We start from the raw sequence: 22,745 nt of genomic DNA on the forward strand, positions 1-22,745 counted from the left end.
GCGAGATATGGAGACACTGATGAAATCCCGATCGTTCATGCGCTTTGTCATTGGAATGCTGGCGGCCCTGGCAGTCTTTGCCTTTGCGCCCGGCGCCTCGTTTGCGCAGTCCCAACCTGCTGCCGCGACGCCCGCTCCGCCGCCCGAGAAAGTGAAGCAGCTGCTCGATCTTCTCAAGGATCCGGAGGTGAAGACCTGGCTGGAAGCGAGGCCGGCGGCCCCGGCGGCGGCGGAGGAAGATGCCGCGTCGGTGGCGAGCGGCGTGACCGATGTCGAGGCGCTTGTCCGGGGCCATATCGGCCGGCTGACGGATGCGTTCTTCCGCCTTCCGCAGGAATTCGCGAACGCTTCCGATGTCTTTTCCAAGGACGTGAACAGCGGTCGGCCCGGGGCCGTGCTCACCATTCTTTTGGTACTCATCGGTGTCGGATATGGCGCGGAATGGCTGTTCCGGCGATTGCTTCGAAGGGTAAGGGGCGACGGTAGGGTGACGCCGGCATCCGAGCAGCCGCTGCGGCTGCTGTCGGACCTCATCCCCCTCGTGGTGTTCACCCTGGCCAGCGCCGGTCTGTTCCTGGCATTCCAGTGGCCGCCGCTGTTGCGGAAAGTCGTTCTCACGCTCCTGCTCGCCTTCGTTGTCTTCCGCTTCATCCGCACCATCGCGCGCCTGTTGCTCGAGCCTGGCGGTGCGGCGTCGGAAAGTCAGCCTCGCCTGGTCGACATCGACGATGCCGGCGCGCGTTTCTGGTATTTCCGGGTGCAGCTCCTGGCGGGGATATTCATGCTCGGGTGGGCAATCGCCAGCCTGATGCCGCCCCTCAGCTTTTCGCGGGATGCGGCACTGCTTGTCGCCTATGCGTTCGGGCTCGGTCTGCTCGGGGTCGCAATCGAGACCGTCTGGCACAGCCCGGCGCGCAAAGGCGCGCCCTCGTCCACCAAGGCCTGGCTGCGGACCTTTTTTCTGGTGATCCTCTGGCTGGTCTGGGTCGTCGGCTTTGTCGGCATCCTTTGGGCGGGCATCTACGCGCTGCTGCTGCCAAGGGCGGTTTCGGGCGTGGGCCGCATCGCCGAGCGGCTCGCTGGCCGCAGTGAAGGCACGACGCTGTTCGCCACGATCAGGAACGTCCTTATCGTGCGCGGCGCCCGCGCGGTGCTGATCACGGCGGCGGTCGCCTGGCTCGCCTATATCTGGCATTTCAGGGCAGCCGCGATGGGTGAGAATCCCACTGCCGAACACATCGTTGTCGGCCTGCTCAACGGCATCATCATCCTGTTGATCGCCGACCTGCTCTGGCAACTCTCCAAGGCCTTGATCAGCCACCATATGCTGCGCGCCGAACATACCGGCGGCACGGTGGAGGAGGTGGCCCGGCGTGGCCGGCTGCGCACCCTGCTGCCGATCTTCCGCAATGCGCTCGCGGTCTTCATCGCGGTCGTCGCCGTGCTGACCATCCTGTCGGGTATGGGCGTCGCCATCGCGCCGCTGATCGCCGGCGCCGGCATCTTCGGCGTGGCCATCGGCTTCGGCTCGCAGACACTGGTCAAGGACATCATCAGCGGCGTGTTCTTCATGCTCGACGATGCGTTCCGGGTCGGCGAATACATCCAGAGCGGCAGCTACAAGGGCACGGTCGAAGGCTTCAGCCTGCGCTCGGTCAGGCTGCGCCACCAGCGCGGACCGATCTTCACCGTGCCGTTCGGCTCGCTCGGCGCCGTCCAGAACATGAGCCGCGACTGGGTGATCGAGAAGACGACGCTGACCGTCACCTATGATTCGGACGTCGACCTGGCTCGAAAAATCGTCAAGAAGATCGGGCAGGAACTGGCGCAGGATCCGGAATTCGCCGACATCACGCTGCAGCCGCTCAAGATGCAGGGCGTCGACAGTTTCGGCGATTCCGGCATCGTGCTGCGCATGAAGCTGATGACCAAGCCCGGCCAGCAGTTCGGGATCATCCGGCGCGCCCTGATGATGATCAAGAAGGCCTTCGACGAGAATGGCATCAAACTGGCAACGCCTATGGTGCAGGTGTCCGGAGGTGGCGACGACACGGCGGCGGTGGCAGCACGCGAAGTGTATCGCAAGCAGAAGCTTGCGGAGGCCGCGGTAACGGCCGAGTGATACTCTGGTCCGAGGGACCGGCGGCACGACAGGAAACGGGCAACCGCCGGGATAATTTATTATCTCTCGGCGGGAAGGTTGCGACAGTCCAGCAGTCGCGAGGGCCGAAAATAATAAACTGTTTCCGGCACTTGTGCCGGAAATTGCGAAGCAGGCGCTCGCCGCCGTCGTCCCTTCTCCGCCTCCGTCGGGCCGTTTTCCCAAAATTTCATCCCCGCCCCTTCAGCCCGGTGCGATAATCGCGCCGGGCTTGTATGGAGGTCGCGGCGATGGACGGCAATATGGCAATCGAGCGAAACCTGGAAGCGTTGAAGCGCATCCTGGCAATGCTCGTGGGCATGGCCGGGATGGGCGCGGGGGGACAGCTTACCTCGTTTTCGCAGAAGGGAGCGGCAGCTCGGAACGATGCGCGGGCGGGAAAAAGGAAACCTGCCCCTGCACTTACCCTTCCCCGCGGTCTTTACCGCGCCATATTGAAGCTGCTGCGCCCGGCCGAGGCGGCCGCGCGACGCCTCATCATCGCGGCGGCGCATGGGATCGTGGTGGCGCTGCCACCGCCGCGAAAACCGAAGCCGAAACCCGAAATGGGGCGGGGGCCACGCGCCTTCATGCCGGTAACACCGGAGAAACGTCCCAAGTCCGCCTTGCGCAGCCTCTCGCTGCCGCTGCTCGATCCGCTGAACAATCCGTTCCGCGTCTGCCGCCGTTATGTGCCAGCCCACGCAGCCCCGCGCATCCTGTCGCTGGGTTTCGACTCGCCGTACCGTCCGCCGCCTCCGCCGCCGTCGCCGGACGATCCGATCGACGCTGATCATCTTGGCCAGCGCCTCGCCGCGCTGGCCGCGGCACTCGACGACTTGCCGGGCCAGGCTAACCGTTTTGCCCGCTGGAAGGCGCGCCACGACGCCGCGCGGGCTCGGGCGGAGGAAGGCCGCCAGGCAGGACGGCCTCTGCGCGTCTCACCGCTGCGGCGCGGGCGTCCGCCCGGCGGCCGGCTGTGGCGCTACGATCCGACAGCCACCCATCCTCGCAGAATCCGCGAGGTCGACGAAATCCTGGCGCATGCCCATGCGCTGGCCGTCTACGCGCTGGAGTGTCGCGACACGTCATGACACCACCCTTGCCGAACCAGGGGTCTCGAAGCGCGAAACATTCCACCAGGCTCAATGGCCAGACGGGGTAAAATCCGGGCGTGGCGGCGCGAGCGGCTGCCCGAAAGTGCCCTGATTCCGTTTGGGGATGAAGCCGGCCTGACCCGTCTCGCTTGCGCCGGGCCGCGCCAGCCCTCATCATGGGCCCGGCCTCGCTTTGATGGCCGGGAGGCAGGCCGGTGGTGGCGGGGTCCCCCCGGGGGTGCCGGCGGTCAAATGAATGTGATCCGGGCGTTGTACGTAACAAGTCGTCGTTCGCATTCGTACCTGGGGCAAGATCCCGAACGAAGGTGCAAGAGACAATCATGATCACACGTCGATTTCTCCTGAAGGGCGCGGCCGGCGTCGCCATGGCTGCCGCTGCTGCCGGCCCGAGATCGGTCTTTGCCGCCGAGACCTTCGAGGTGACGCATACCGAAGAGGAATGGCGTAAGCTGCTGACGCCGGACCAGTTCGCGGTGTTGAGGCAGGCCGGAACGGAGCGGCCGTTCACCAGCCCGCTGAACGACGAGCACCGCCGGGGCAGTTTCGCCTGCGCCGGCTGCGACCTCGACCTGTTCTCGTCGACCACCAAATTCGACAGCGGCACCGGCTGGCCAAGCTTTTGGGCGCCGCTGGAGAAGGCGGTCGGCACCGAGGACGACACGTCGTTCGGCATGGTCCGAACCTCCGTGCACTGCGCGCGCTGCGGCGGGCATCTCGGCCATGTCTTCGACGACGGCCCCAAGCCGACCGGATTGCGCTATTGCATGAACGGCGTCGCCATGACCTTCAAGCCGGTCGCGGCCTGAGAGAAAGCCAGAAATCATGCTGCTTTTCCTGCTCGCCTATCTCGGCGGCGTGCTGACGATCGTCAGCCCGTGCATATTGCCGGTGCTGCCTTTCGTCTTCGCCCGCGCCGACCGGCCGTTCCTGCGCAGCGGCCTGCCGATGCTGGTCGGCATGGCGCTGACCTTCGCGCTGGTCGCCAGCCTGGCGGCGGTGGCCGGCGGCTGGGCGGTCGAGGCCAATCGCTGGGGCCGTTTCGCGGCGATCCTGCTGCTTGGCTTCTTCGGCATCACACTTTTGTTCCCGAGCCTGTCGGCCCGGCTGACGCAGCCCCTGGTCGACCTCGGCGCGCGGCTGTCGCTGGGTGCCGACGTGGCGACCGCTAGGGGCAAGGGCGGTATCTGGCCGTCGCTGCTGCTCGGCGTGGCAACCGGCCTGCTTTGGGCGCCCTGCGCCGGACCGGTGCTGGGGCTGATCCTGACCGGAGCGGCGCTGAATGGCGCCAATGTCGGAACGACGCTGCTGCTCGCCGCCTTCGCCGCGGGTGCGGCAACCTCGCTGGCCCTGGCGCTGCTGGTCGGCGGAAAAGTGTTTGCGGCGATGAAGCGCTCGCTGGGCGCCGGCGAATGGGTTCGGCGTGGGTTGGGCGTCGCCGTGCTGGCGGCGGTGATTGCAATCTTCCTCGGCCTCGACACCGGCTTCCTGACGCGGCTGTCGCTGGCCAGCACCGCCTCGCTTGAGCAGGGCCTGCTCGACAGGTTGCACCCGGAAGGCGCGCCGCAGACGGCGGCGTCGTCCGTGGTGATGGATAACGGTGCGGCTATGAGCGGCGGCCCGGCGATGATGTCCGGCGGTCCCGCCATGATGAGCGGCGGTCCGGCAATGCAGGGAGGTTCCGCGATGATGGCAGGAAACTCCGCCATGACGGCCGGCAACACGGCAATGACTGGTGCGCCTGCGATGACAGGGGCTCCTGCAATGACCGGGACCCCCGCGATGACCGGCGGAAACGCCATGATGGCGGGAAATTCCGCCATGGCCGGCGGGCAGGCGATGATGGCCAACAAGCCGCAAGGCGCTTCCGGGGCGCTGCCGGTGGAAGGCATCCTGCCGGCGCTGAGCGGCGCGGTGGAATGGCTGAACTCGCCGCCCCTGACCGCCGAGCAGTTGAAGGGCAAGGTCGTGCTGATCGACTTCTGGACCTATTCCTGCATCAACTGCCTGCGCACCATCCCCTACGTGAAGGCATGGGCGGAGAAGCACAAGGACGAGGGGCTGGTGGTGATCGGCGTGCATACGCCGGAATTTGCCTTCGAGAAGGACATCGGCAACGTCACGAAAGCCGCCGCCGATCTCGGCGTCACCTATCCGGTGGCGGTCGACAACGACTATGCGATCTGGCGCGCCTTCAACAACCGCTACTGGCCGGCGCATTATTTCATCGACGCGCAAGGGCGCATCCGCCACCACCAGTTCGGCGAGGGCGGCTATGACGAGTCCGAGCGCGTGATCCAGGCATTGCTGGCTGAGGCCGGCAAGGCTGCCTCAACGGCCGACCTCGTCAGGGTCAACGCCACCGGGGCGCAGGCGGCGTCCGACATGGCCGATGTGCTGTCGCCGGAGACCTATCTCGGCTACGAACGCGCAGAGAATTTCGTGTCGCCCGGCGGTGCGGTGCAGGACGCGGCGCATGACTACGCGGACGGCGACCCGCGCCTCAACGAGTGGGGGCTTTCCGGCAACTGGACGGTTGGCCGCGAGAATGCGACGCTCGACGCCAAGGACGGCAGCATCGTCTACAAGTTCCACGCCCGCGACCTGCATCTGGTGCTGGGTTCGGGATCGGACGGCAAGCCGGTACGGTTCCGCGTCACAATCGACGGCGCGGCGCCCGGCGACGACCACGGCATGGACATCGACGCCGACGGGCAGGGCACGGTGACCGGCCAGCGGCTCTACCAGCTCGTCCGCCAGAAAGGCGAGGTGAAGGACCGTACCTTCGAGATCAAATTCCTCGACCCCGGCGTGCAGGCCTACGCATTCACCTTCGGCTGAACTTTCCAAGGAGTACGTCAATGACGATACGAACCCTCATGAAACATCGCCTGCGCGGCCCGGCGCTTCTGCTTGCGGCGGCGCTCGCTTCCGCCAGCGCTTTCGTCATGATGCCGGCAGCGGCGCAGGAAGGCATCGCCATCCCGGCGCCGGCCGTCGACGAGCCCGCCGGGCAAGGCAAGACGGAGACCGCCGTGCTCGCCGGCGGCTGCTTCTGGGGCGTGCAGGGCGTGTTCCAGCGCGTTGCCGGTGTGACCAACGCGGTATCCGGTTATGCCGGCGGCGAAAAAGACACCGCGCATTACGAGATGGTCGGCTCAGGAGCGACCGGTCATGCCGAATCGGTGAAGATCACCTTCGATCCGTCGAAGATCAGCTACGGAAAACTGTTGCAGGTATATTTCTCGGTGGCGCACGACCCGACCGAACTCAATCGTCAGGGGCCGGATACCGGCACGCAATACCGCACGGCGATCTTCCCGGAGAACGAGGAGCAGGCCAAGATAGCCAAAGCCTATATCGCGCAGCTCAATCAGGCTCGGGTGTTCAACGCGGCGATCGTCACCAAGATCGAGCCCGGCCGCACCTTCTATCCGGCCGAGGACTATCACCAGGATTACCTGACGCTCAATCCTGGCCAGCCCTATATCGTCTACAACGACCTGCCGAAGATCGACAATCTGAAGCGGATCTTCCCGGACCTCTATCGCGACGACCCGGCGCTTGTGTCGGAGGCGAGCGTCTCAAACTGAGGACAGACTGGCCGCAGTCCCGCCCGGCGTGAAAAAGACCGCGCCGCGACATTGCCAAGGCGACGTATAGCGCCAGGCACTGTCGTCGTGATGTTTGGCCGGCTGCTGCTGCCCCACAGACGGCAGCCGGACCAAGACGTTCAGCGGCCGGCGATCTGCCGGCTGCTTTCGTTCACGACGCGGCGCTGGGCTTGCGGCCGCGCTTTGCCGGCGCGGCTGCAACAACCGCCGCGGCCTTCGGCGCCCGGCCGAGCCCCATGCCTTTCGCCAGCTCCGAACGGCGCGCCGCATATCCCGGCGCGACCATCGGATAGTCGGCGGGCAAGCTCCACTTCTTGCGGTACTGCTCCGGCGTCAGCCCGTAATGCGCCATGAGATGGCGCTTCAGGGATTTGAACTTGCGGCCGTCCTCGAGCGAGACAAGGTAGTCGGGCGTGATCGACTTCTTGATCGGCACGGCGGGCACCAGCTCGACCGGCTCGGGCAAGGGTATCGGCCCGCCCAGGCTGCGTATCGAGGTGTTGATGTCCGCAATCAGGTCCGGAAGGCTTCCGGCTGGTATCGGATTGTTCATCACATATGCCGAGACAATGTCGGCTGTCAGTTGCAGTAGTGATTTGTCGTCAGGCATCCACCATTTCTCCCATTGAAAACTATGGATTATTTCGAACAACGCCGGAGTGCAAGCGGAAATGAAAATGAAACCAGTTTCATTTTTCTGCAGCGCGGCATTTTCAACTGTTTCCCTGCAGAAAATCATGTTCATCCGACCGCGGACACATGCCATGAGGCCATCTGGAAGGCAACCTGAGCAGCTTATCCCGGCGGGTCGCGAATCAACCGCGCGCTTTCGAGCCGGCAGTTTCCGAACCGACTGACTTGATCTGTGAGCATGGCCGAGACGCTGACCCACGAGCGGCCGTTTTGGTGCCGGAAAGGCGCGGGGATTTATTTTTGGATCTATGGCAAATTGATCGGAAATACGGATCGCCAATGTCCGGGACAATTATTGCTTGAATTTCATACTTTTGGATATTATCTATCGTTATTCGAATTTTTATTTTTACAACATGTATTTATATTATAGATTTATACAGTTCGTTTCGATTGTTGTTTTTCATCGGTCGCAAAGGCCACCGTCTTCCATGCGAAGCGGTGCCGGCCGATGAACGGCATATTCACCATCGACGAAAGCTTGTCGCCGCCATTCATGGCGTTGAAGTCAAAACTGTTTTCAAGGAGGTCGGCAGGTTTGTTGCCGAATGGTGGAGTTGAAGGGCGCCCACCATCGCCCGGTAAGGCATTGAATGCGCTAGGCCTGTCGTGGGCGATGGAACCCGATATCGCGCCTGAATGCCACACCTAACTCGACGATCTGGAAGCGTGCAAGGATGACAGGCTCGAAATCGGCCGTGACCTCGCATTGTGGTACACATAACGCGATGGCAGAATCCCCGATGCCGAACGATGGCTGCGTCGGCAGGGCTTCAAGCCGATGATCGCGATCCGATTATCTGGCGCCTGATGCTGCTCTCGACCCCTCATGGCGCTGCACTGCGATGCGAGGGGGCGGTCCTGTCGTGGGACAGTCATCCTATCCCGAATGGGGAAACCGCCGTTCGCCGTCAAAGAAACCCAGGTTCTACTGACCGACGGGCAGTGTGCGCATCGAGGTCATTGTCGGGACTTATGGCGTGGCGAAGTTCCTTCGCGGGGCAATTGAGCACGAGCTGGAATGTCGTGAGGCGGCAGAGCCGAGGCGATAACAGGGGCCGAGAAAGGGACTCGGCATCCTGCGGAGAGTGAGCCTAACGATACCGCTGCATGTTCCGGGCTTCGCGGATAAGCATAGGGTAGTTCGCGCCAATGGCGGCGATTATCTCGCGCGCCTGATCTTCCGAGATGCCGGTTTCACGCTCGAGCCGTCGAATCAAAGCGGCACGAATTTCCTCTATGCTGTCCTGTCTGTCCTGTATCATCACTCTTACCCCTCGTGAGCCACGATAGCCAAGGTTGCTTGCGGGACTGCAAACACAATCGGTAGACTTCTACGCAGTCCGCTATTCGATGAGGATATCCGTCTCTTTCGCTGCCCTGGCGAACGAAGACATTGCGATTGATCAAATACGCTGCTTTCGAAAGGTCTACAATCGTTGGCAAGTGAACGACATCCGCTCCGCAGGTTCCGCGGATCAGAGACATTCAAAGCAGAGGGTCTTGAAATGCAGAACACCATCTTCGACGATCCACACTGCCCCAACTGCAGCGCAGCCTATATGGCGCCGGTACCTTTCCCCTCGAAGAAAAAAGACGGCGAGGCGGCATGTGTCAACTGCGGTCATTCAGCGCCATCAGAAGCATGGTTCGCAATGCCGGCAATCGACGCCAAGAGTTTTCCGCCGATAAGTTATGTCTGAGCTGCACCCATGGAAATGGTGTCTCACTACGAGGCCCGCCGATTTGCCGCATCGGAACTGGACGGCCCCAATCGCATCTGCCTGATGTTTGAACGGGGGCAACGGGGTCATGAGAGATGACTGACAAGCACCAACTGATTGAATTGACAGCGGAAATTGTCGCGGCATACGTCTCGAAGAACTCTGTGCCAGCTGCCGGACTTCCGAGTCTGATTACGGGCCTGTACTCGAAACTTGAGGCTGTCTCACAACTTGGTCGACCGGAGCCAGAGGTTGGCGAGCCGCTAAAGCCATGCGTAAATCCCAAGAAATCTGTTCATCCCGACTACATCGTGTGTCTAGAGGACGGGCTTAAGTTTGCTTCGCTGAAGCGTCACCTGACGACCAGCCACGGATTGACGCCTGAAGCCTATCGCAAGAAGTGGGGCTTGGCGCCTGACTATCCTATGGTGGCACCGAAATATTCGGCTCGACGTTCCGAACTTGCCAAGGATATAGGCCTTGGCCGTGCGTCAGTTCCGGCCATCGAAAAACGCAGGCCTGCGAAGAAATGAAATAAAGATCGGCCGCTGTGACCATGGCAGTTGCCGTCGTCGACGTAGAAAAAACAAACGGGCCGGCGGAGGACCTGCCGGAGATGAAAGTGTCTGTCTATCGGCCTATCGAATTGTTGCAGCTATGCCGCAGTCATCTGGAAAAATCTTGGATTTTGATTTAGCTTATAGCCAGTATCGACCTCCCCCTGCGATACGTGCCTGGTGGCGTCCCTCCAGAAGCCACCCCCGACTGGAAAGGCGATGGAAGCTTCTTGCGCCTGGCCAGTCGGGAAGGCCCGCAGAGACCGTTGCATGGAAGATTCGCTATCGTTATTGCCGCTCTGGCTGGCGCCTTGCCTGCCGCTGTGGCGACGGGTGCCTTGGCGCTCTACCAGGTCGGCGGCCCGTCATGGTGAATACAAGCCCGGCCACCTTGCGGCAGCCGGGCAGGGCTTGAACTAAAGCTTGTCGATTGTCTTCTTAACCGCGTCCTTTGCCTTCCCAACCGACTGCTGAACCTTGCCCTTGGCTTCCTGGCCTGCGCCTTCAGCCTTGAGTCGGTTGTTGTCGGTTATGTCGCCAGCGGCTTGCTTCGCCTTGCCGGCGACCTCATTCGCTGCGCCCTTGATCCTGTCCGTTGTGCTGCCCATGACAAATCTCCTGCTGTTGGGACAGGCTCAACGACAAGCCCGGCCCTTCGTTCCGAAGCGACCGGGCTCAAGGTATCGCAAACCTTGCGACCTTCAGTGCAGCATTGGCCTCTGTTCGTCCTCGCCGTCCACACGCATCCCTGCGCTAACTCCGATCGCTTGGAGCGGCACGCTGTTGTCGTGGTCCAGCACCTCGTCTGCCTGCTTCACGCTGCGCCTGTCGCCGAGCAGGTAAGGCTCCTCAAGGCATCGAAGGCCGACGGAGGATTGAGACACTGGGATCTTGAGGCCCGCCATCGTGAGGCTGCGGAAGCCCTGACACGCGTCGCAAGGGAGGACGCGGCCACGCAATTGGAGTTTGGGAGGAGTTTTAGGGCCGCTGGCCCCCCAAGTGGGTTGGGCGTGGAGCCAGCGGCCCGGAACCGCCTGGCTGAGTGGTCACCCAAGCCAATTCCTTAGGAGAGGATACATATGTCCGTGACTGGCTGATTGATAAATGTCGGCCGCCGACGCTGAAGTCGTTCAGCGTCGGCGGCTTGAACCATATGAGCTGAAACCGCCATGATTTGGGGTTATTGAATCCAGCAGTTTCCCCACCCTATGGTTCAATTGAAAGCTCCCTGAGAAGTCCGTCCATCAATTCCACTCATTGACTTATTGAAGGATCGCCGAACCCTATCCCAGCCCGCCCAAGGCCCGGCGACCCCTCATTCCCGATTTGGTACATCGGAGCCAGGTTAAACCTGGCATTCTCATACATTGCATAAGCCGTGCCAACAAAAGTCGGACTTGTGGGAGAGGCCGCCTCCAGCCACAATCAGGCATGGCCCAGTCGAGCGACCTGTGTCGGGAAGGTCAGAGTATTCTCGACCAGATCGAAATCGTCAGTGGCTGGTAATCGCATGGCGGGAGGTCATTGCACTTAGGACCGAAGCGAAGACGCTTCTGACCTCCTCGTCTATCTCGCGCGCGGGTATGCCGGACTTCTCCGCTGCGACCAGAACCCTGTCGGCGAGTTCACTTGCCTGAACCCGGTCAGGCCATGCGTCGTTTGGGATATTCTCGGAAAGCCATTGATTCAGAAACTGGATGCCGCGCACGCTCATGGCCAATACCTCCGTTCCCCTGATATGAAGGGCGGTCCCGGCCTCGATCGAGAGCCGGCGAAGCAGGCTCCTGACACCTTTCGTCCGAAGTGGCGTGAGACATGGCCCGAGGAAGGCTGGTGGATTTCAGCGCCCGTGATCGCCAGATGCAGGCGAAGTCATCGGAAATCCTTCGGTTTGACCTTTATGGTGTCGATATCGAGATCGGGAATGCAGATGGCGCGTGCCTTCGGTCCTTTGGGCGGGAGGGTACGCGCGTATCGGGGCCGAGACTGCCACGATGGAACCCATCACCACGGCCAAGCGGCAACGGGAAAGCCGCATCGCGGTTGCCAACTCTGGCCAGTTCAGCGGATAGGTCCGCGAGAGGGGGCGCAACGCGCATGGAGCCGACGGCGGAAAGGCCAGTCGAGGCCGCAACTAAACTTGGGACTTTCCCGCAGGCTGAAGAGTTCACGGGCCGATTGCAGGGTTGGTCAATCGATCTCCAGCGATACGGCCGAATGCAATTTTTTCAGATTCGGCAGTGACTTCGTCTGCCAGGGAATTTCCGAACTTCCCCGCACCACGAGCTTCACGTCGGACTGCTTGCGGACCTCGATGGTGAACTTCGCCAGAAGATTGATGCCCGACGAATTCAGAAACTCCAAATCGGTCAGATCGAGTGTCATGGATGCCGGTTTGGAGGCGAGAATGCTGGTCATCAGCGCCATGATCGGCGCATAGGCCTCCGTGCCGGAAAGGCGCATCGATCCGTCGAAATGGACATCGTTGCCCTCAGTCCAGACGCGGTAGTCATCAGTCTTAATTTCCATGTGCCGGTTCGATCTCTGCTAATGAGTCTGTGAAATTGGAATGGTGGCGAAGGTCTCGAGGTGCACCCGGTCGCCCTTGTCCACCGGGCTGAAAATCCAGGCAAGACGCACGCCATAGTCACTCATGAGCGTGAGAAGACCAAGACCTGAGCCGGAGGCATCCGGGTCGGCGGCGTTGGCTTCGATACGGCTGATCAGCAGGTCGCCTGGATCGCCGATGGTAATCTCGGAAAGAAGCTCCTTGAAGGTCGACGCCGTCGTGTCAGCAACGATGTTCGACACCTTCACCTTGAAGTTTTCCCTGTCCATCGACGCCTCGACCATGATCTCGCCGGGCTCGCGGAACTTGACCGCGTTCTCGATGAGTTCGTTGACGAGGTAGCCGATGTTGTGGCGAACCTCGCGATAGTCGTTGCGCGAGGCATGAAAGGGCAGCGAGAACAGATCGGCGATGAAATCCGACGTCGTCGCGCAGTGATGCCACCGGATATCGAGCGGTCCGTCGAACAGCCTTACGCGGCTGACGCTGCCGTTCATGCCGATGGCGATATCCGCGGGTCCAAACAGAGTGGTCATGACTTACCTATGTCGCATGACGACGAGCGTGATGTCGTCGTGAATTTTCCGGGTTCCGATGTGGGCCATCAGGTCCTCGACGATTCCCGTCTTCATGTCCTCGGCGCTGGCGCCGTAGCGCTGGCGCGCGCTTTCGCAAAGCCGGTCCAGCCCGAACAATTCGCCGCGCGGGCCCTCGGCCTCGGTCACGCCGTCGGTATGGAGAACGACCACGTCGCCGCTGGCGAACGGAATGTTGCGGGTTGCCACGAACGGCGAAATGTCCTGCTCGAGACCGATGGGCAGGCCGAGATCGATCGTGTCGATCCTCTCCACATCGATGCCGTCGCGCATGACCAGCACCTCCTCATGCTGCCCGGACAGGGTCAACTGCTCGTCCTCATAGTCGAGGAAGGCCAGTGAGAGATGCTTGTCGGAATTCGTGCGCTCCAGATTCTTGAAGATCGCGCGGTTCAGCCGTTCCAGGAACTGCAGCGGGTCTCCCTCGCCTGTTTCCTGCAAGGCGCGCGCCACGGATTGCACCATCAGCATCAGCACGCCGCTTTCCAGCCCGTGCCCGGTGACGTCGCCGATGCCGATCTTCAGCTTCCCCCCGTCCTGCAGCACATCGTAATAGTCACCTCCCACTTCGTCGGCCGGGCGCATATAGGCGGCAATCTCGACGCCGGGAATGGCCGCGAGCTCGCGAGCCTTGGGCAGCACCATCATCTGGATATGGCGCGCCACGTCGAGTTCGGCGCCCAGGCGCACGTTCTCGTCGCGAAGCTTGTCGTTTAGGGTAGAAATCTCCTTGTTGGCGCTCTCGAGATCCTTCGTCCGGTCGTCGACCAGTTGTTCCAAATTCTCCGTGTGGAAGCTGATCTGCTCCGCCATCTTGTTGAAGGCCACGCCGACTTCGCCGACCTCGTCCTTGGACGGTATGCTGACCCGGACGGAATAATCCTGGCTCTGCAGCCGGCGGGCCGCACCCGCGAGCGCGCTGAGGCCCGCGGTGATGCGCTTCGACAGCCCGAACACCGCAGCGAAGACGATCAGCAGCGAAACGATGATCGCCAGCAACTGATAGAGCAGGATGCGGTTGGTCGCCTTGGAGATGCTGTCCTGCGCGGCAAACAGGGCGGCATAGATCTCGCGCTCGGGAACGACGATGCCGACCGACATCGCCTGCTTTTCTATCGGCCCCGAACTCCACAGGTTTGTCGGCCTCAACCCCCTGAGGACGACGATGTAGGGGACGTCCTCGCCGTTCTCCTGCAGCATGACATGCTGGATGACGCCGTCATTGCTGCTGCCGAGATCGAGGCTGGCGATTGCCGGCTGGGTGCTCCTGCGCAAGGAGCGTTCGAGGCCGGTGACCCCGTCCGTGCCCTTGTCGCTTGAAGAGACGAGCCCGATCGTCGCCTCGCTCTTGGGATTGATGGCGACGACATTGCCGTTCGGCATGGTCAGGAAACCGAAGCCGCTTTCGGCGATCTTCACGTTCTCGACGATCTCCGCCAACTGGTCGAGGGTGATGTCGGCCCCCACCGTTCCGGCTACCCCTTTGCGGTCGCGTGTCCACAGAGGATGGAAAAAACTGACGATCAACTTGCCGGTGATTGCATCGGTATAGGGTGCGGTCTGCGTGATGTTGCTGGGGACCGGGCGCGACGCCGGATCCAGCGCCCATTGCTGCCACGAACCGTAGAGGCCCGGAAAGAAGAATTCCCAGAACTCCGAGGTGTTGTGCCCGGGATAGAGGCGGTCGAAGGTCTGGGCCTGCTCCGTATAGGGCGCGGTCCTGAAGATCGGCCGTTCCTTGGGGCCGATGTAATACATCTGCAGCTTCGACGAGCCGCTGGCGAGCAGGCTGGGTGCGACGAGGTCGAGCACCGCGCTGTCGTCGATATCCTCCTGGACCGCCGGCAGCGGTTTGTGATCCGGACCCAGCAGATAGCCCCAGACGCTGACCACCGAAGGCGCGCCGGGCAGATTTTGCGCCCACTGGCCCTTGGCATCGTAGACGACGTCAACGGAACCGGCGTTCTCGCTGGCGAGGGTAGCGCCCACCTGCCTTTGCCTGTCCGGGTCGTCGATCTGTTCCTGCAGCACGCCTGCCAGTGCATTCACATCGGCATGCACACGGTCGAGCAGGAGGTCGACGCGCGACGCCGTCGATCCCGCATAGGATAGGATGTAGTCCTGGTTGGCCTTGGTCAGGCCGGCGCCGACCTCCGATGTTGCATCCTGCGACAGCCGCTGGACATTCCACAGCGCCAGGCCGCCGCTCATCAGAAGATCGAACAGCACCGCTCCGCCGACGACGAGCACGAACTTCGCGCGGAAAGAGCGCAAGCCGAAGCGCGGGGCTTCCTTGGTCTCGATACTCATCGCGACTTCCGTCCCGAGGCGACCCAGATCGGCCAGCCCGCATAACCCTTCGGATGAAGTGCTGCGAAGATATGATCGCGAAATCCCTGCCGGAACCGCTCTATGAATTCCGCCGTGTCGCCGCGCTTCACTGCCATGTCGCCGGCATAGACTTCTTCCCAAGCGGTGATCATATCGGCGAAATCCTGGGGATCGCCGTCGAGATTGGTCACCATGAAGCACTCCATTCGAATGTCGTCGAAACCCGCGTCGGCCAGGTAGCGCCGGCTTTTCGGTCCAAGCTCAACATCCATGTCGAAATGGTCGAACAGTTTCGCGACCTCACTGTAGGTCCATTGGATGCTTTCGGCACGCGGCTCCCCGAGACAGTGCGAATTCTTCTCGTTGGTGATGTAGACTCGGCCACCCGGCTTGCATATCCGGTACAATTCCTTGAGGATAAGTCCCGGTCGATCGAATATCTGAAGCGAGTGCCGGCAGGTCACGAGGTCGAACTGATCGTCATCCAATAGCATTTCGGATGCATCGCCATAAGTATATTCAACGCCGCTAATGTCGAATTCTTCGGCCACGCGGCGGGCATAGGCAAGGCTCGACTTGGAGTGGTCGAGCGCGACGATTCTCGACGGCTGGAATTCCTTCTGCACCAGAACGGCAAAATCACCGATGCCACAACAGATATCGGCCATTGTGATGCCAGGCCGCATGCCGTGGCGTGGCAGGATGGTGCGTTCGTGACGCCAGGTCATCTTGGTTTGCGTGCGCAGGATCGGAATGAACCCGCCTTCTTCGAGGAAGGTTTGTCCGGGATAGAATTCCGTGTCGTATTCCTCGACGATGATGTTTGGCTCGATATGGCCGAGACGCGCGAACTTGCGCGTCGTCCAGCCGACGACGCTCGATGTGACGATCACGAATCGAAGATCGGGCCGGGCCCGCGCCGTGTCGATGATCACGCGCGAAAAAGCGTGGAACGCGATATTGTTCATCTGCGCGAGACGCCGGACATTCACGTAGAGCACGCCGCGCACGCGTTCGATGGATTCTTTCAGCAGGGCAAGGCTCGGCGCCAGTTCGTCGATACTCTGGGGCCGCACGGACCCGGAAACGGAAAACTCCTGATTGCTAAGGTCGAATTGCGCCTTGAATCGCGCCAATGACCCAAATGTGGTCGCGCTCAATGTGCCAGACCTCCAAGGGGTAGGTCGACGACCAACCTGATCGTATCGTCGCCGACATCTTCGAGCCTCAAGGCTGCGTGATAGTTAACGGCCAATTCGAGAAGCATCATGTCGCGGCCCGGTGCGACATCCCCCGACAGCGAGCTAAGATACCGGCCGCGCGCATCGCCTTCCTGGGTCCTCGCTACCGCGTTCTCGAAGAAACGGCGTTCCTCCGCGCCACAGGCAAAAGTCAGTTCCACCCTGTCGGTCTCGCCGTCGCGGGAAACCTTGCAGGCAAAGGCGCCGCCGATGTGACGAGTGCGGAACGTGACTTCAAGGAGCTCGTTCAGCGCGGACGAGAACAGGTTCGAAAACAGCACCGAATCGGGACGATTGTGGCTGATGGCTCGGGCAAGGTAGGTGGCAATATAGTCGCAATGCGTCCAGTCGGAATGAAAGGACGCTATGTGCATATCGATTTGGATCATTCCGCGGAAATTGTTGCCCGCAACGATATTGTGCTCAGCCTCGATTGGCATCGTTCGTCCCCAAATCTCAATTACTGCTCAGGCAATTGATCGGTATCGGTCTATGAGCCGGTACAACCGACCGGCCCCAGTTGCTCTTCATTCCGAGGTGACTATCTCGAGCACGTCGCAGTCAACCTTTCTCCCCCATCCTTTGCAACGCTATCGAGGGCCGGGCCATGAAATCACGAATGGCGCGGGGGCTACTCGACTGCCCGAGGAAATTGCCCTGCAGCGCATCGCAGCCTTCATCCACCAGCCATCGCGCCTGTGCTATGGTCTCGACCCCTTCCGCGGTGACGCTCATGTCGAGCCCATGGGCCAGGCCGAGGACCGAGCGCACGATCGTCTGGCTCTTACGGTCCGTCATCAGGTCCTTTATGAAGTAGCGGTCGATCTTGAGCGTGTCGAAAGGGAAATTCTTCAGATACCCCAGCGACGAATAATGGGTGCCGAAGTCGTCCAGTGAAATTCTTATGCCAAGCACGTTGAGTGTGTTCAGCGTGTCGAGATTGTCTACAGTCTCCTCGAGCAGGACCGTTTCGGTTATCTCGAGTTCCAGGCGGTCGGCTCGTATGCCGGTGACATCGAGGACCTGCGCTACTGTGTCAGTGAGCTTGCCGCTGAGAAATTGTGCCGGCGAAAGATTGACCGCGATGCTCAGCGAACTCGACCAGGTCATTGCTTCACGACATGCCTGTTCAAGCACCCAGCGACCGATCTCCTCCATGAGGCCATCGCTTTCGGCCATTGGAATGAAGACGTTGGGAGGGATCAGGCCTATCTCCGGATGATGCCACCGCAACAACGCCTCGAACCCGACGATTGTCGACGGCGGCCGGATGATCGGCTGATATTCGAGATAAAGCTCCTGTTTCTCAAGTGCGACACGCAGGCTACGCCTTAGATTTTCGCGCTGCTCCAGCAACAGCAGCATCGAGCGGTTGAAGAGGCGTGCGCAGCCCCGGCCGTCACGTTTCGCCGCGTAGAGCGCAATATCGGCAGCCTTCATCAATTCTTCACTTTCGGTGCCGTGTTGCGGACCGAAGGCGATGCCGATGCTCGCGCCGACGAAAAGCGGGATATCGTTGATGATGAAAGGGGCCTTGAATGCGTCGACAAGCGCCTGAGCCAGCCGCTCGGCTTCCGCCGGCTGCTGCTTGCCGCACTGGATCACTGCGAACTCGTCACCTGCATAGCGATAGGCGGAGTCGCCCTCCTGGAGGGTGCCCATGATGCGACCTGCCGCAAGCTGCAGCAGCGCATCGCCGGTGCTGTGCCCGAGAGTGTCGTTGACCGACTTGAAATCGTCGAGATCGATCTGCAGGAGCGCTGATCGTTGTCGCTTGCCTTCGTCGTCAGACAGGACCTCATTCAGCCGCTCGCTGAAGCGGCGCCTGTTCTGAAGGCCGGTCAGCACATCATGCGTCGCCTGGTGAAGGAGTTGGCTGCGTTCAGCGTCGTCCCCGACAACTTGGTGATTGTCGATGGACTCGATGACTCCAAGGCCATCCGCTGTCCGGAACACCAGCGCTTTCCCCGCTTGCTGGCTTGGCATCTGGAAGCGGATTGTCGCCGGCCGGCCGTCATGCAGGACGCCATTCAATATGCTCCGGGCCCCTTCGGCCGCCAAGGCCGGATAAATGTCCCCGATGCCCGTGCCGGCGCTCAAGGCGCCGTGGAGGTGGTGCAGACTGGAAGCGTACCGCGTGAGGCGCAGGTCTTTGTCATAAAAGGATACGAGCTCGGCCATGTTCTCAAGAAGGCTGGTCAGATGTTCCTCACTCGTGGAAGACGGTTCCATGTGCCTCTCTTGCGGCCTGGCGGTCCTTGGACATCCACCGCCAGCGATGAAGCTAGCATATCGCGGGAAGGGACGCCAAACTCGGCAAGGTTGCGGGCATACAACCTAGCTGTGTCTCGAAGGCCAACGGCGGTTGAGGGGAACCTATCAGAGCTTGGCCGTAAAAGAAGCTGTCGGTAGAGTTCGGCCGCATATTGCGAGCCGCCACCGGGATGATGGATGTAGCCTGGTGGCGGCTTTCTGTGGTCGATGGCAGTTGTCAAGGCCGCGACCGTCAGGTGCGCATCGATGACCGGCCGATGGCATAGCCGAAGATCAGGTGCGACCAGGCGTCCACAATGACGGCGACGCAGATAAAGCGGGTCGGCAGCGACATAGGTAATATTGCTGACCCAGAGCTGGCTCGGGCCAGTCGGAGCGATATCTTTCGCCAGGTTCGGGAAGATTGGGCCGTCATGATTGCTGTCGAGGGTGGCAACGAAGCGCCGCCTGATCCTCGATTGCAGATCATGCTCCCGCATCAGGCGCGGGGAAGTCGCCTGGCTCAGGGATTTGCCGGATCGGGCACCACAAATTTCACTGTCTGGCTGGTGATCACCTTGTGCGTGGGATCCGCCAATTCAACCAACACCTGATGCGGGCCGGGCTTGAGGCCGACCACGATGATGGTCTCTCCGCTGGCATCGACGAAATGCCAGGGAGCGTCATCGACGGTAATGTGAATGTGGCCGATGCGCGGCGACACGTCGAGGGCGCCCTTGCCGAACACCGGCACCACCCGCAGGTTCTCCGTCCGGTACTGCATGAAGACTGCCCCTCGCGACAGCGGTTCAGGAAGCGGCGGATCGACGACCAGCTTCGGCGCCGGCTCGTGGTCAATGGCGACCAGCGGCGACGGGCCGACAATGTCCTTGGCAGTCTGGGCGGAGGCGCTCGTGGCGATCAGGGTGACGGCGGCCATGAAGGCTAAATCCTTCAGAAGGTCGAGCATGAGCATTACCTCGAAGAGCGATCGGTGAAGAAGAGCGGCGTCAGCGTTGCGCAACGAGGCGACAGCGGTAAAAGCGGTGCCCGTTTTTACCCCACCTTGCGCCCCAGGAAGTCGCGGATCAATGGCACCATTTCGTCGGCCTTGTCCTCGAGGGCGAAGTGGCCTGTGTCGAGCAGGTGGAACTCGACCTCCGGCAGGTCGCGTTTGTATGGATGGGCGCCGTCGGCCGGAAAAATCTTGTCGTTCTTGCCCCAGACGATCAATGTCGGCGGCTGATGCTCGCGGAAATAGGCCTGTATCGCGGGATAGAGCGGCAGGTTGGTCCGGTAGTCGTAGAAAAGGTCCATCTGGATTTCGGCATTACCCGGACGGTCGAGAAGGGCCTGGTCATGGACCCAGTTATCGGGATCGATGCGACTCAGATCCGAGACACCGTCGGTGTACTGGAACTTCGTGATCTCGGGAGAGACAAGCACGTAGAGCGCCTGGCGGTTAGCATCCGAGTGATCGGACCAATAGGCCTTGATCGGATTCCAGAACTCCTTGAGTCCCTCTTCATAGGCGTTTCCGTTCTGGACGATGAGGGCAGTGATCCGCTCCGGATGAGCAAGCGCCAGGCGCCAGCCGACGGGTGCACCGTAATCCATGACATACATGGCGTAGCGTTCGACGCCGAGCTGATCGAGCAGGCCACCGACCAGTTCGCCGAACCGGTCGAACGTATAGGCGAACGTCGCGCGGTCGGGCATGCCGCTCTGGCCGTAACCCGGATAGTCCGGCGCAATCACATGGTAGCGGTCTGCGAGCGCGGGGATGAGGTTGCGGAACATGTGCGACGACGTCGGAAAGCCGTGCAGCAGCAGCACGACCGGGCCGTCCGACGGCCCAGCCTCCCGGTAGAAGATGTTGATGCCGTCGACATTCCTGGTTCGATAATGCGTCGTGGCCAGCGGGAACGGAGGGCCGGCTTCGGCGGCAAGGGATGGGGAGACGGCGACGATCGGCATCGCGCCGGCTCCGGCGGCCATTGTCGATAGTCCCAGCAGCAATCCGCGCCGGCTCATTGCAGGGCTGCGGTAGATTATGGCTCCGGCTTTCATGAGGTTCTCCATGTTGGTGAGCGGCGGGTCTTGCCGTCAGCGCCTCTCCACAAATCAGGTGGCGGTGCGCTTGTCGCGATAGCGGTCGAGCGCGGCGATCAGCGCCCCCGCGATCGGATGGTCCGACCGGGGGTTCTGGCCGGTGATCAATTCGAGGTCCTCAACCATGGAGGACTCGTAATCGGCGGGCGTGGTGGTCACGTCGCCACCTGCCGTCGAAAGCGCGAACGGCATGTCGAAGTAGATCCTGGCATGCGGGATATTGTCCTCGATCCACTTCTCTTCAGTCCTGGAGAACACGGTCACACGCCTTCGTAGACCAGCCGGGTGAAGAAGCCGGGATCGATGACGAAGTTGCCCCATTTGGCGTCGAAGGCGGCGGTCGGCTTTGCGGCGACCGTCTCGTCGAGCGACCGTCCTTGCTGCTTGAGCTTGGCGACGTTGTCGCGGATCGCGACCAGCATGTCGCGGAAATCCTTGAGCTCGGCCTTGTTGCTGACCGGCTTGCCGTGGCCCGGAATGACGATCGTCTTGTTGGTCGTTGCTGCCAGGTTGGCGTCGGACGCCGCGATCATGCCGTCGATGCTACCGCCGGTCGAATAGTCGATGAAGGGGTAGATGCCGTTCCAGAAGGTGTCGCCGACATGAACGATGTCCGCCTCGGCAAACGTGACGGCGATGTCGCTGTCGGTATGCGCAGGGCCGTAATATTTCAGGCCGATCGAGGCGCCATTGAGCTTGAGGGACTTCTCGCTTGCGAACACCTCGGACGGAAGTCCGTCCGGGGACAGTGGCAGGAAGTTGTAGTCCCAGTCCTCGACGCGCTGGACCTGCGAAAGATATTTGCGGGTGTTCTCCTGGGCGGTGATCTTCGCCCCGAGCGCGCCCAGCCAGTTGTTGCCGTCGGCATGGTCGAAGTGCCAGTGTGTGTTGATCAGGTGCGTGACCGGATCGGCGGAGAGATCGGCCAACGCCTTGGCGATATGCTGCTGCGAAACACCGATTCCGGCATCGATGAGCACCGTGCCGTCCGGGCCCGTCAGGACGGCGATGTTTCCGCCGGAGCCTTCGAGCACGCTGATGTTGTTGCGAAGTTTGTGCGCGACGATCGGCGATAGGGCAGCGCTGTCCTTGATCAGGCTGACAAGACCGCGAGCCTCCGCATACGCCTCGCGCGGGCTCAGCCATCCGCCGCCGACGGTGGCAGCGGACGCGGCGAGGCAGCAGAGACAGAAATGCCGGCGCGAAATTGAACGTAACGGAACGGTCATGGCACTCTCATTGGTTTCTGGAGCAGCGTGGAAATCGAGGGTTGGCCGAACTCAAGTCTTCATGAAGGCAAGCAGATCCGAGTTGGGCTGATCCGCATGGGTAAAACGATTGGCTGGCCCGCACCCCAGTCCTTGTAGTAGATATCTGTGCCGTCCTTGGCGGTGATCTTGCCCACTGCGGCGGCTCCTCCCGTTGACTGAGCGGCGGCACCGCTCGATTCCGCCTCTATTTGCGCAGCGGTCGAGACACCGGGCAGCGCTGCCAACGCGACGGCGGTTCCGCCGATCAAGACGTCGCGACGTGACATGATCGGATCGCTATCGAAGCGGGTCTGCTGTCGTCTCATGCGCAAGCCCTTCCGATGGGATGGTCGCTCAGTGGCGAAGACGGGATCCTGCTCTCGTTAGCGAGGCCCGGTCGTCTTCGACGGTTCATCCTGTCGCGCCGCGCCGCTCCTTGAAATCCGCCCAACTCGGCGCTGACCTCACCTTGCGTCAGAAGGGATAGATGATTGCGGCACGGGCAAGCAGCCCATAAGCTTGAGAAGCAGCTTCTCGAACCTTGGAAAGG

The 22,745-nt window shown here is 61.5% G+C and carries 23 protein-coding genes; 7 read left to right on the plus strand and 16 right to left on the minus strand.

Annotated elements, in window-relative coordinates; all coding sequences use genetic code 11:
* Positions 1 to 19 precede the first annotated feature (19 nt).
* The 5 genes from ACSBOB_RS07095 (at position 20) to msrA (ending at position 6,848) form a co-directional block, all read left to right on the plus strand.
* Positions 20 to 2,122, plus strand: coding sequence for a mechanosensitive ion channel family protein (locus tag ACSBOB_RS07095; protein WP_442581738.1), 2,103 nt, complete (start codon positions 20 to 22; stop codon positions 2,120 to 2,122).
* A gap of 269 nt (positions 2,123 to 2,391) precedes the next feature.
* A complete protein-coding gene (locus tag ACSBOB_RS07100; RefSeq protein ID WP_442581739.1) occupies positions 2,392 to 3,234 on the plus strand; it encodes a hypothetical protein in 843 nt (280 codons plus the stop codon).
* Positions 3,235 to 3,578: 344 nt separating this feature from the next.
* Complete coding sequence (msrB, locus tag ACSBOB_RS07105; RefSeq protein ID WP_442581740.1) at positions 3,579 to 4,064, plus strand: peptide-methionine (R)-S-oxide reductase MsrB; 486 nt, start codon at positions 3,579 to 3,581, stop codon at positions 4,062 to 4,064.
* 16 nt (positions 4,065 to 4,080) lie between these two features.
* Positions 4,081 to 6,096 carry a redoxin family protein gene (locus tag ACSBOB_RS07110; RefSeq protein ID WP_442581741.1) on the plus strand — a complete coding sequence of 672 codons (2,016 nt, stop codon included), beginning with the start codon at positions 4,081 to 4,083 and terminating at the stop codon, positions 6,094 to 6,096.
* 20 nt (positions 6,097 to 6,116) lie between these two features.
* Positions 6,117 to 6,848 (plus strand): peptide-methionine (S)-S-oxide reductase MsrA, encoded by a 732-nt coding sequence (msrA, locus tag ACSBOB_RS07115; RefSeq protein WP_442581742.1) that lies wholly within the window; start codon positions 6,117 to 6,119, stop codon positions 6,846 to 6,848.
* Positions 6,849 to 7,020: 172 nt separating this feature from the next.
* Here msrA and ACSBOB_RS07120 read toward each other — a convergent pair whose 3' ends face one another.
* The 3 genes from ACSBOB_RS07120 to ACSBOB_RS07130 all read right to left on the minus strand — a co-directional run bounded on the left by ACSBOB_RS07120 (position 7,021) and on the right by ACSBOB_RS07130 (position 8,827).
* The gene (locus ACSBOB_RS07120; RefSeq protein WP_442583668.1) at positions 7,021 to 7,479 is read right to left on the minus strand and encodes a MucR family transcriptional regulator; all 459 of its coding nucleotides are present in this window, start codon (positions 7,477 to 7,479) and stop codon (positions 7,021 to 7,023) included.
* A gap of 458 nt (positions 7,480 to 7,937) precedes the next feature.
* Entirely contained in the window at positions 7,938 to 8,210 is a 273-nt protein-coding gene (locus ACSBOB_RS07125) for a hypothetical protein (protein WP_442581743.1), read from the minus strand.
* A gap of 446 nt (positions 8,211 to 8,656) precedes the next feature.
* Positions 8,657 to 8,827 (minus strand): hypothetical protein, encoded by a 171-nt coding sequence (locus ACSBOB_RS07130; RefSeq protein WP_442581744.1) that lies wholly within the window; start codon positions 8,825 to 8,827, stop codon positions 8,657 to 8,659.
* A 243-nt stretch (positions 8,828 to 9,070) separates the two neighbouring features.
* Here ACSBOB_RS07130 and ACSBOB_RS07135 point away from each other — a divergent pair, with 243 nt between their 5' ends.
* Positions 9,071 to 9,265, plus strand: a complete 195-nt coding sequence (locus ACSBOB_RS07135) for a hypothetical protein (RefSeq protein WP_442581745.1) — start codon at positions 9,071 to 9,073, stop codon at positions 9,263 to 9,265.
* Between the two features lie 116 nt (positions 9,266 to 9,381).
* Positions 9,382 to 9,819 (plus strand): MucR family transcriptional regulator, encoded by a 438-nt coding sequence (locus tag ACSBOB_RS07140; protein WP_442581746.1) that lies wholly within the window; start codon positions 9,382 to 9,384, stop codon positions 9,817 to 9,819.
* Between the two features lie 440 nt (positions 9,820 to 10,259).
* On the opposite strand, the gene ACSBOB_RS07145 is transcribed toward ACSBOB_RS07140, so the two are convergent.
* From ACSBOB_RS07145 to ACSBOB_RS07205, 13 genes are all read right to left on the minus strand, one after another.
* Complete coding sequence (locus ACSBOB_RS07145) at positions 10,260 to 10,451, minus strand: CsbD family protein (RefSeq protein WP_442581747.1); 192 nt, start codon at positions 10,449 to 10,451, stop codon at positions 10,260 to 10,262.
* An 884-nt stretch (positions 10,452 to 11,335) separates the two neighbouring features.
* Positions 11,336 to 11,557 carry a DUF768 domain-containing protein gene (locus ACSBOB_RS07150; RefSeq protein WP_442581748.1) on the minus strand — a complete coding sequence of 74 codons (222 nt, stop codon included), beginning with the start codon at positions 11,555 to 11,557 and terminating at the stop codon, positions 11,336 to 11,338.
* A gap of 476 nt (positions 11,558 to 12,033) precedes the next feature.
* The gene (locus tag ACSBOB_RS07155; RefSeq protein WP_442581749.1) at positions 12,034 to 12,372 is read right to left on the minus strand and encodes a slr1659 superfamily regulator; all 339 of its coding nucleotides are present in this window, start codon (positions 12,370 to 12,372) and stop codon (positions 12,034 to 12,036) included.
* Between the two features lie 18 nt (positions 12,373 to 12,390).
* Positions 12,391 to 12,948, minus strand: a complete 558-nt coding sequence (locus ACSBOB_RS07160) for a slr1658 superfamily regulator (RefSeq protein WP_442581750.1) — start codon at positions 12,946 to 12,948, stop codon at positions 12,391 to 12,393.
* A 3-nt stretch (positions 12,949 to 12,951) separates the two neighbouring features.
* Positions 12,952 to 15,318, minus strand: a complete 2,367-nt coding sequence (locus tag ACSBOB_RS07165) for a SpoIIE family protein phosphatase (RefSeq protein WP_442581751.1) — start codon at positions 15,316 to 15,318, stop codon at positions 12,952 to 12,954.
* Entirely contained in the window at positions 15,315 to 16,499 is a 1,185-nt protein-coding gene (locus ACSBOB_RS07170) for a methyltransferase domain-containing protein (RefSeq protein WP_442581752.1), read from the minus strand. The genes ACSBOB_RS07165 and ACSBOB_RS07170 overlap by 4 nt, the downstream gene beginning before the upstream one ends.
* The gene (locus ACSBOB_RS07175; RefSeq protein ID WP_442581753.1) at positions 16,496 to 17,020 is read right to left on the minus strand and encodes a ubiquinone biosynthesis methyltransferase UbiE; all 525 of its coding nucleotides are present in this window, start codon (positions 17,018 to 17,020) and stop codon (positions 16,496 to 16,498) included. The genes ACSBOB_RS07170 and ACSBOB_RS07175 overlap by 4 nt, the downstream gene beginning before the upstream one ends.
* Positions 17,021 to 17,141: 121 nt before the next feature.
* Positions 17,142 to 18,812, minus strand: a complete 1,671-nt coding sequence (locus ACSBOB_RS07180; RefSeq protein WP_442581754.1) for a putative bifunctional diguanylate cyclase/phosphodiesterase — start codon at positions 18,810 to 18,812, stop codon at positions 17,142 to 17,144.
* Between the two features lie 544 nt (positions 18,813 to 19,356).
* Positions 19,357 to 19,803: a DUF6130 family protein gene (locus ACSBOB_RS07185; RefSeq protein WP_442581755.1), complete on the minus strand. Its 447-nt coding sequence runs from the start codon at positions 19,801 to 19,803 to the stop codon at positions 19,357 to 19,359.
* Positions 19,804 to 19,889: 86 nt separating this feature from the next.
* Positions 19,890 to 20,903, minus strand: coding sequence for an alpha/beta fold hydrolase (locus tag ACSBOB_RS07190; protein ID WP_442581756.1), 1,014 nt, complete (start codon positions 20,901 to 20,903; stop codon positions 19,890 to 19,892).
* A 54-nt stretch (positions 20,904 to 20,957) separates the two neighbouring features.
* On the minus strand, positions 20,958 to 21,203 hold the full coding sequence (locus tag ACSBOB_RS07195; RefSeq protein ID WP_442581757.1) for a hypothetical protein: 246 nt from the start codon (positions 21,201 to 21,203) through the stop codon (positions 20,958 to 20,960).
* Positions 21,204 to 21,205: 2 nt separating this feature from the next.
* Complete coding sequence (locus tag ACSBOB_RS07200; protein WP_442581758.1) at positions 21,206 to 22,174, minus strand: MBL fold metallo-hydrolase; 969 nt, start codon at positions 22,172 to 22,174, stop codon at positions 21,206 to 21,208.
* Between the two features lie 59 nt (positions 22,175 to 22,233).
* Entirely contained in the window at positions 22,234 to 22,521 is a 288-nt protein-coding gene (locus tag ACSBOB_RS07205) for a hypothetical protein (protein ID WP_442581759.1), read from the minus strand.
* Between the last annotated feature and the right edge of the window lie 224 nt (positions 22,522 to 22,745).

This window comes from Mesorhizobium sp. KACC 23794 (assembly GCF_052180275.1).
Taxonomy (GTDB): Bacteria; Pseudomonadota; Alphaproteobacteria; order Rhizobiales; family Rhizobiaceae; genus Kumtagia.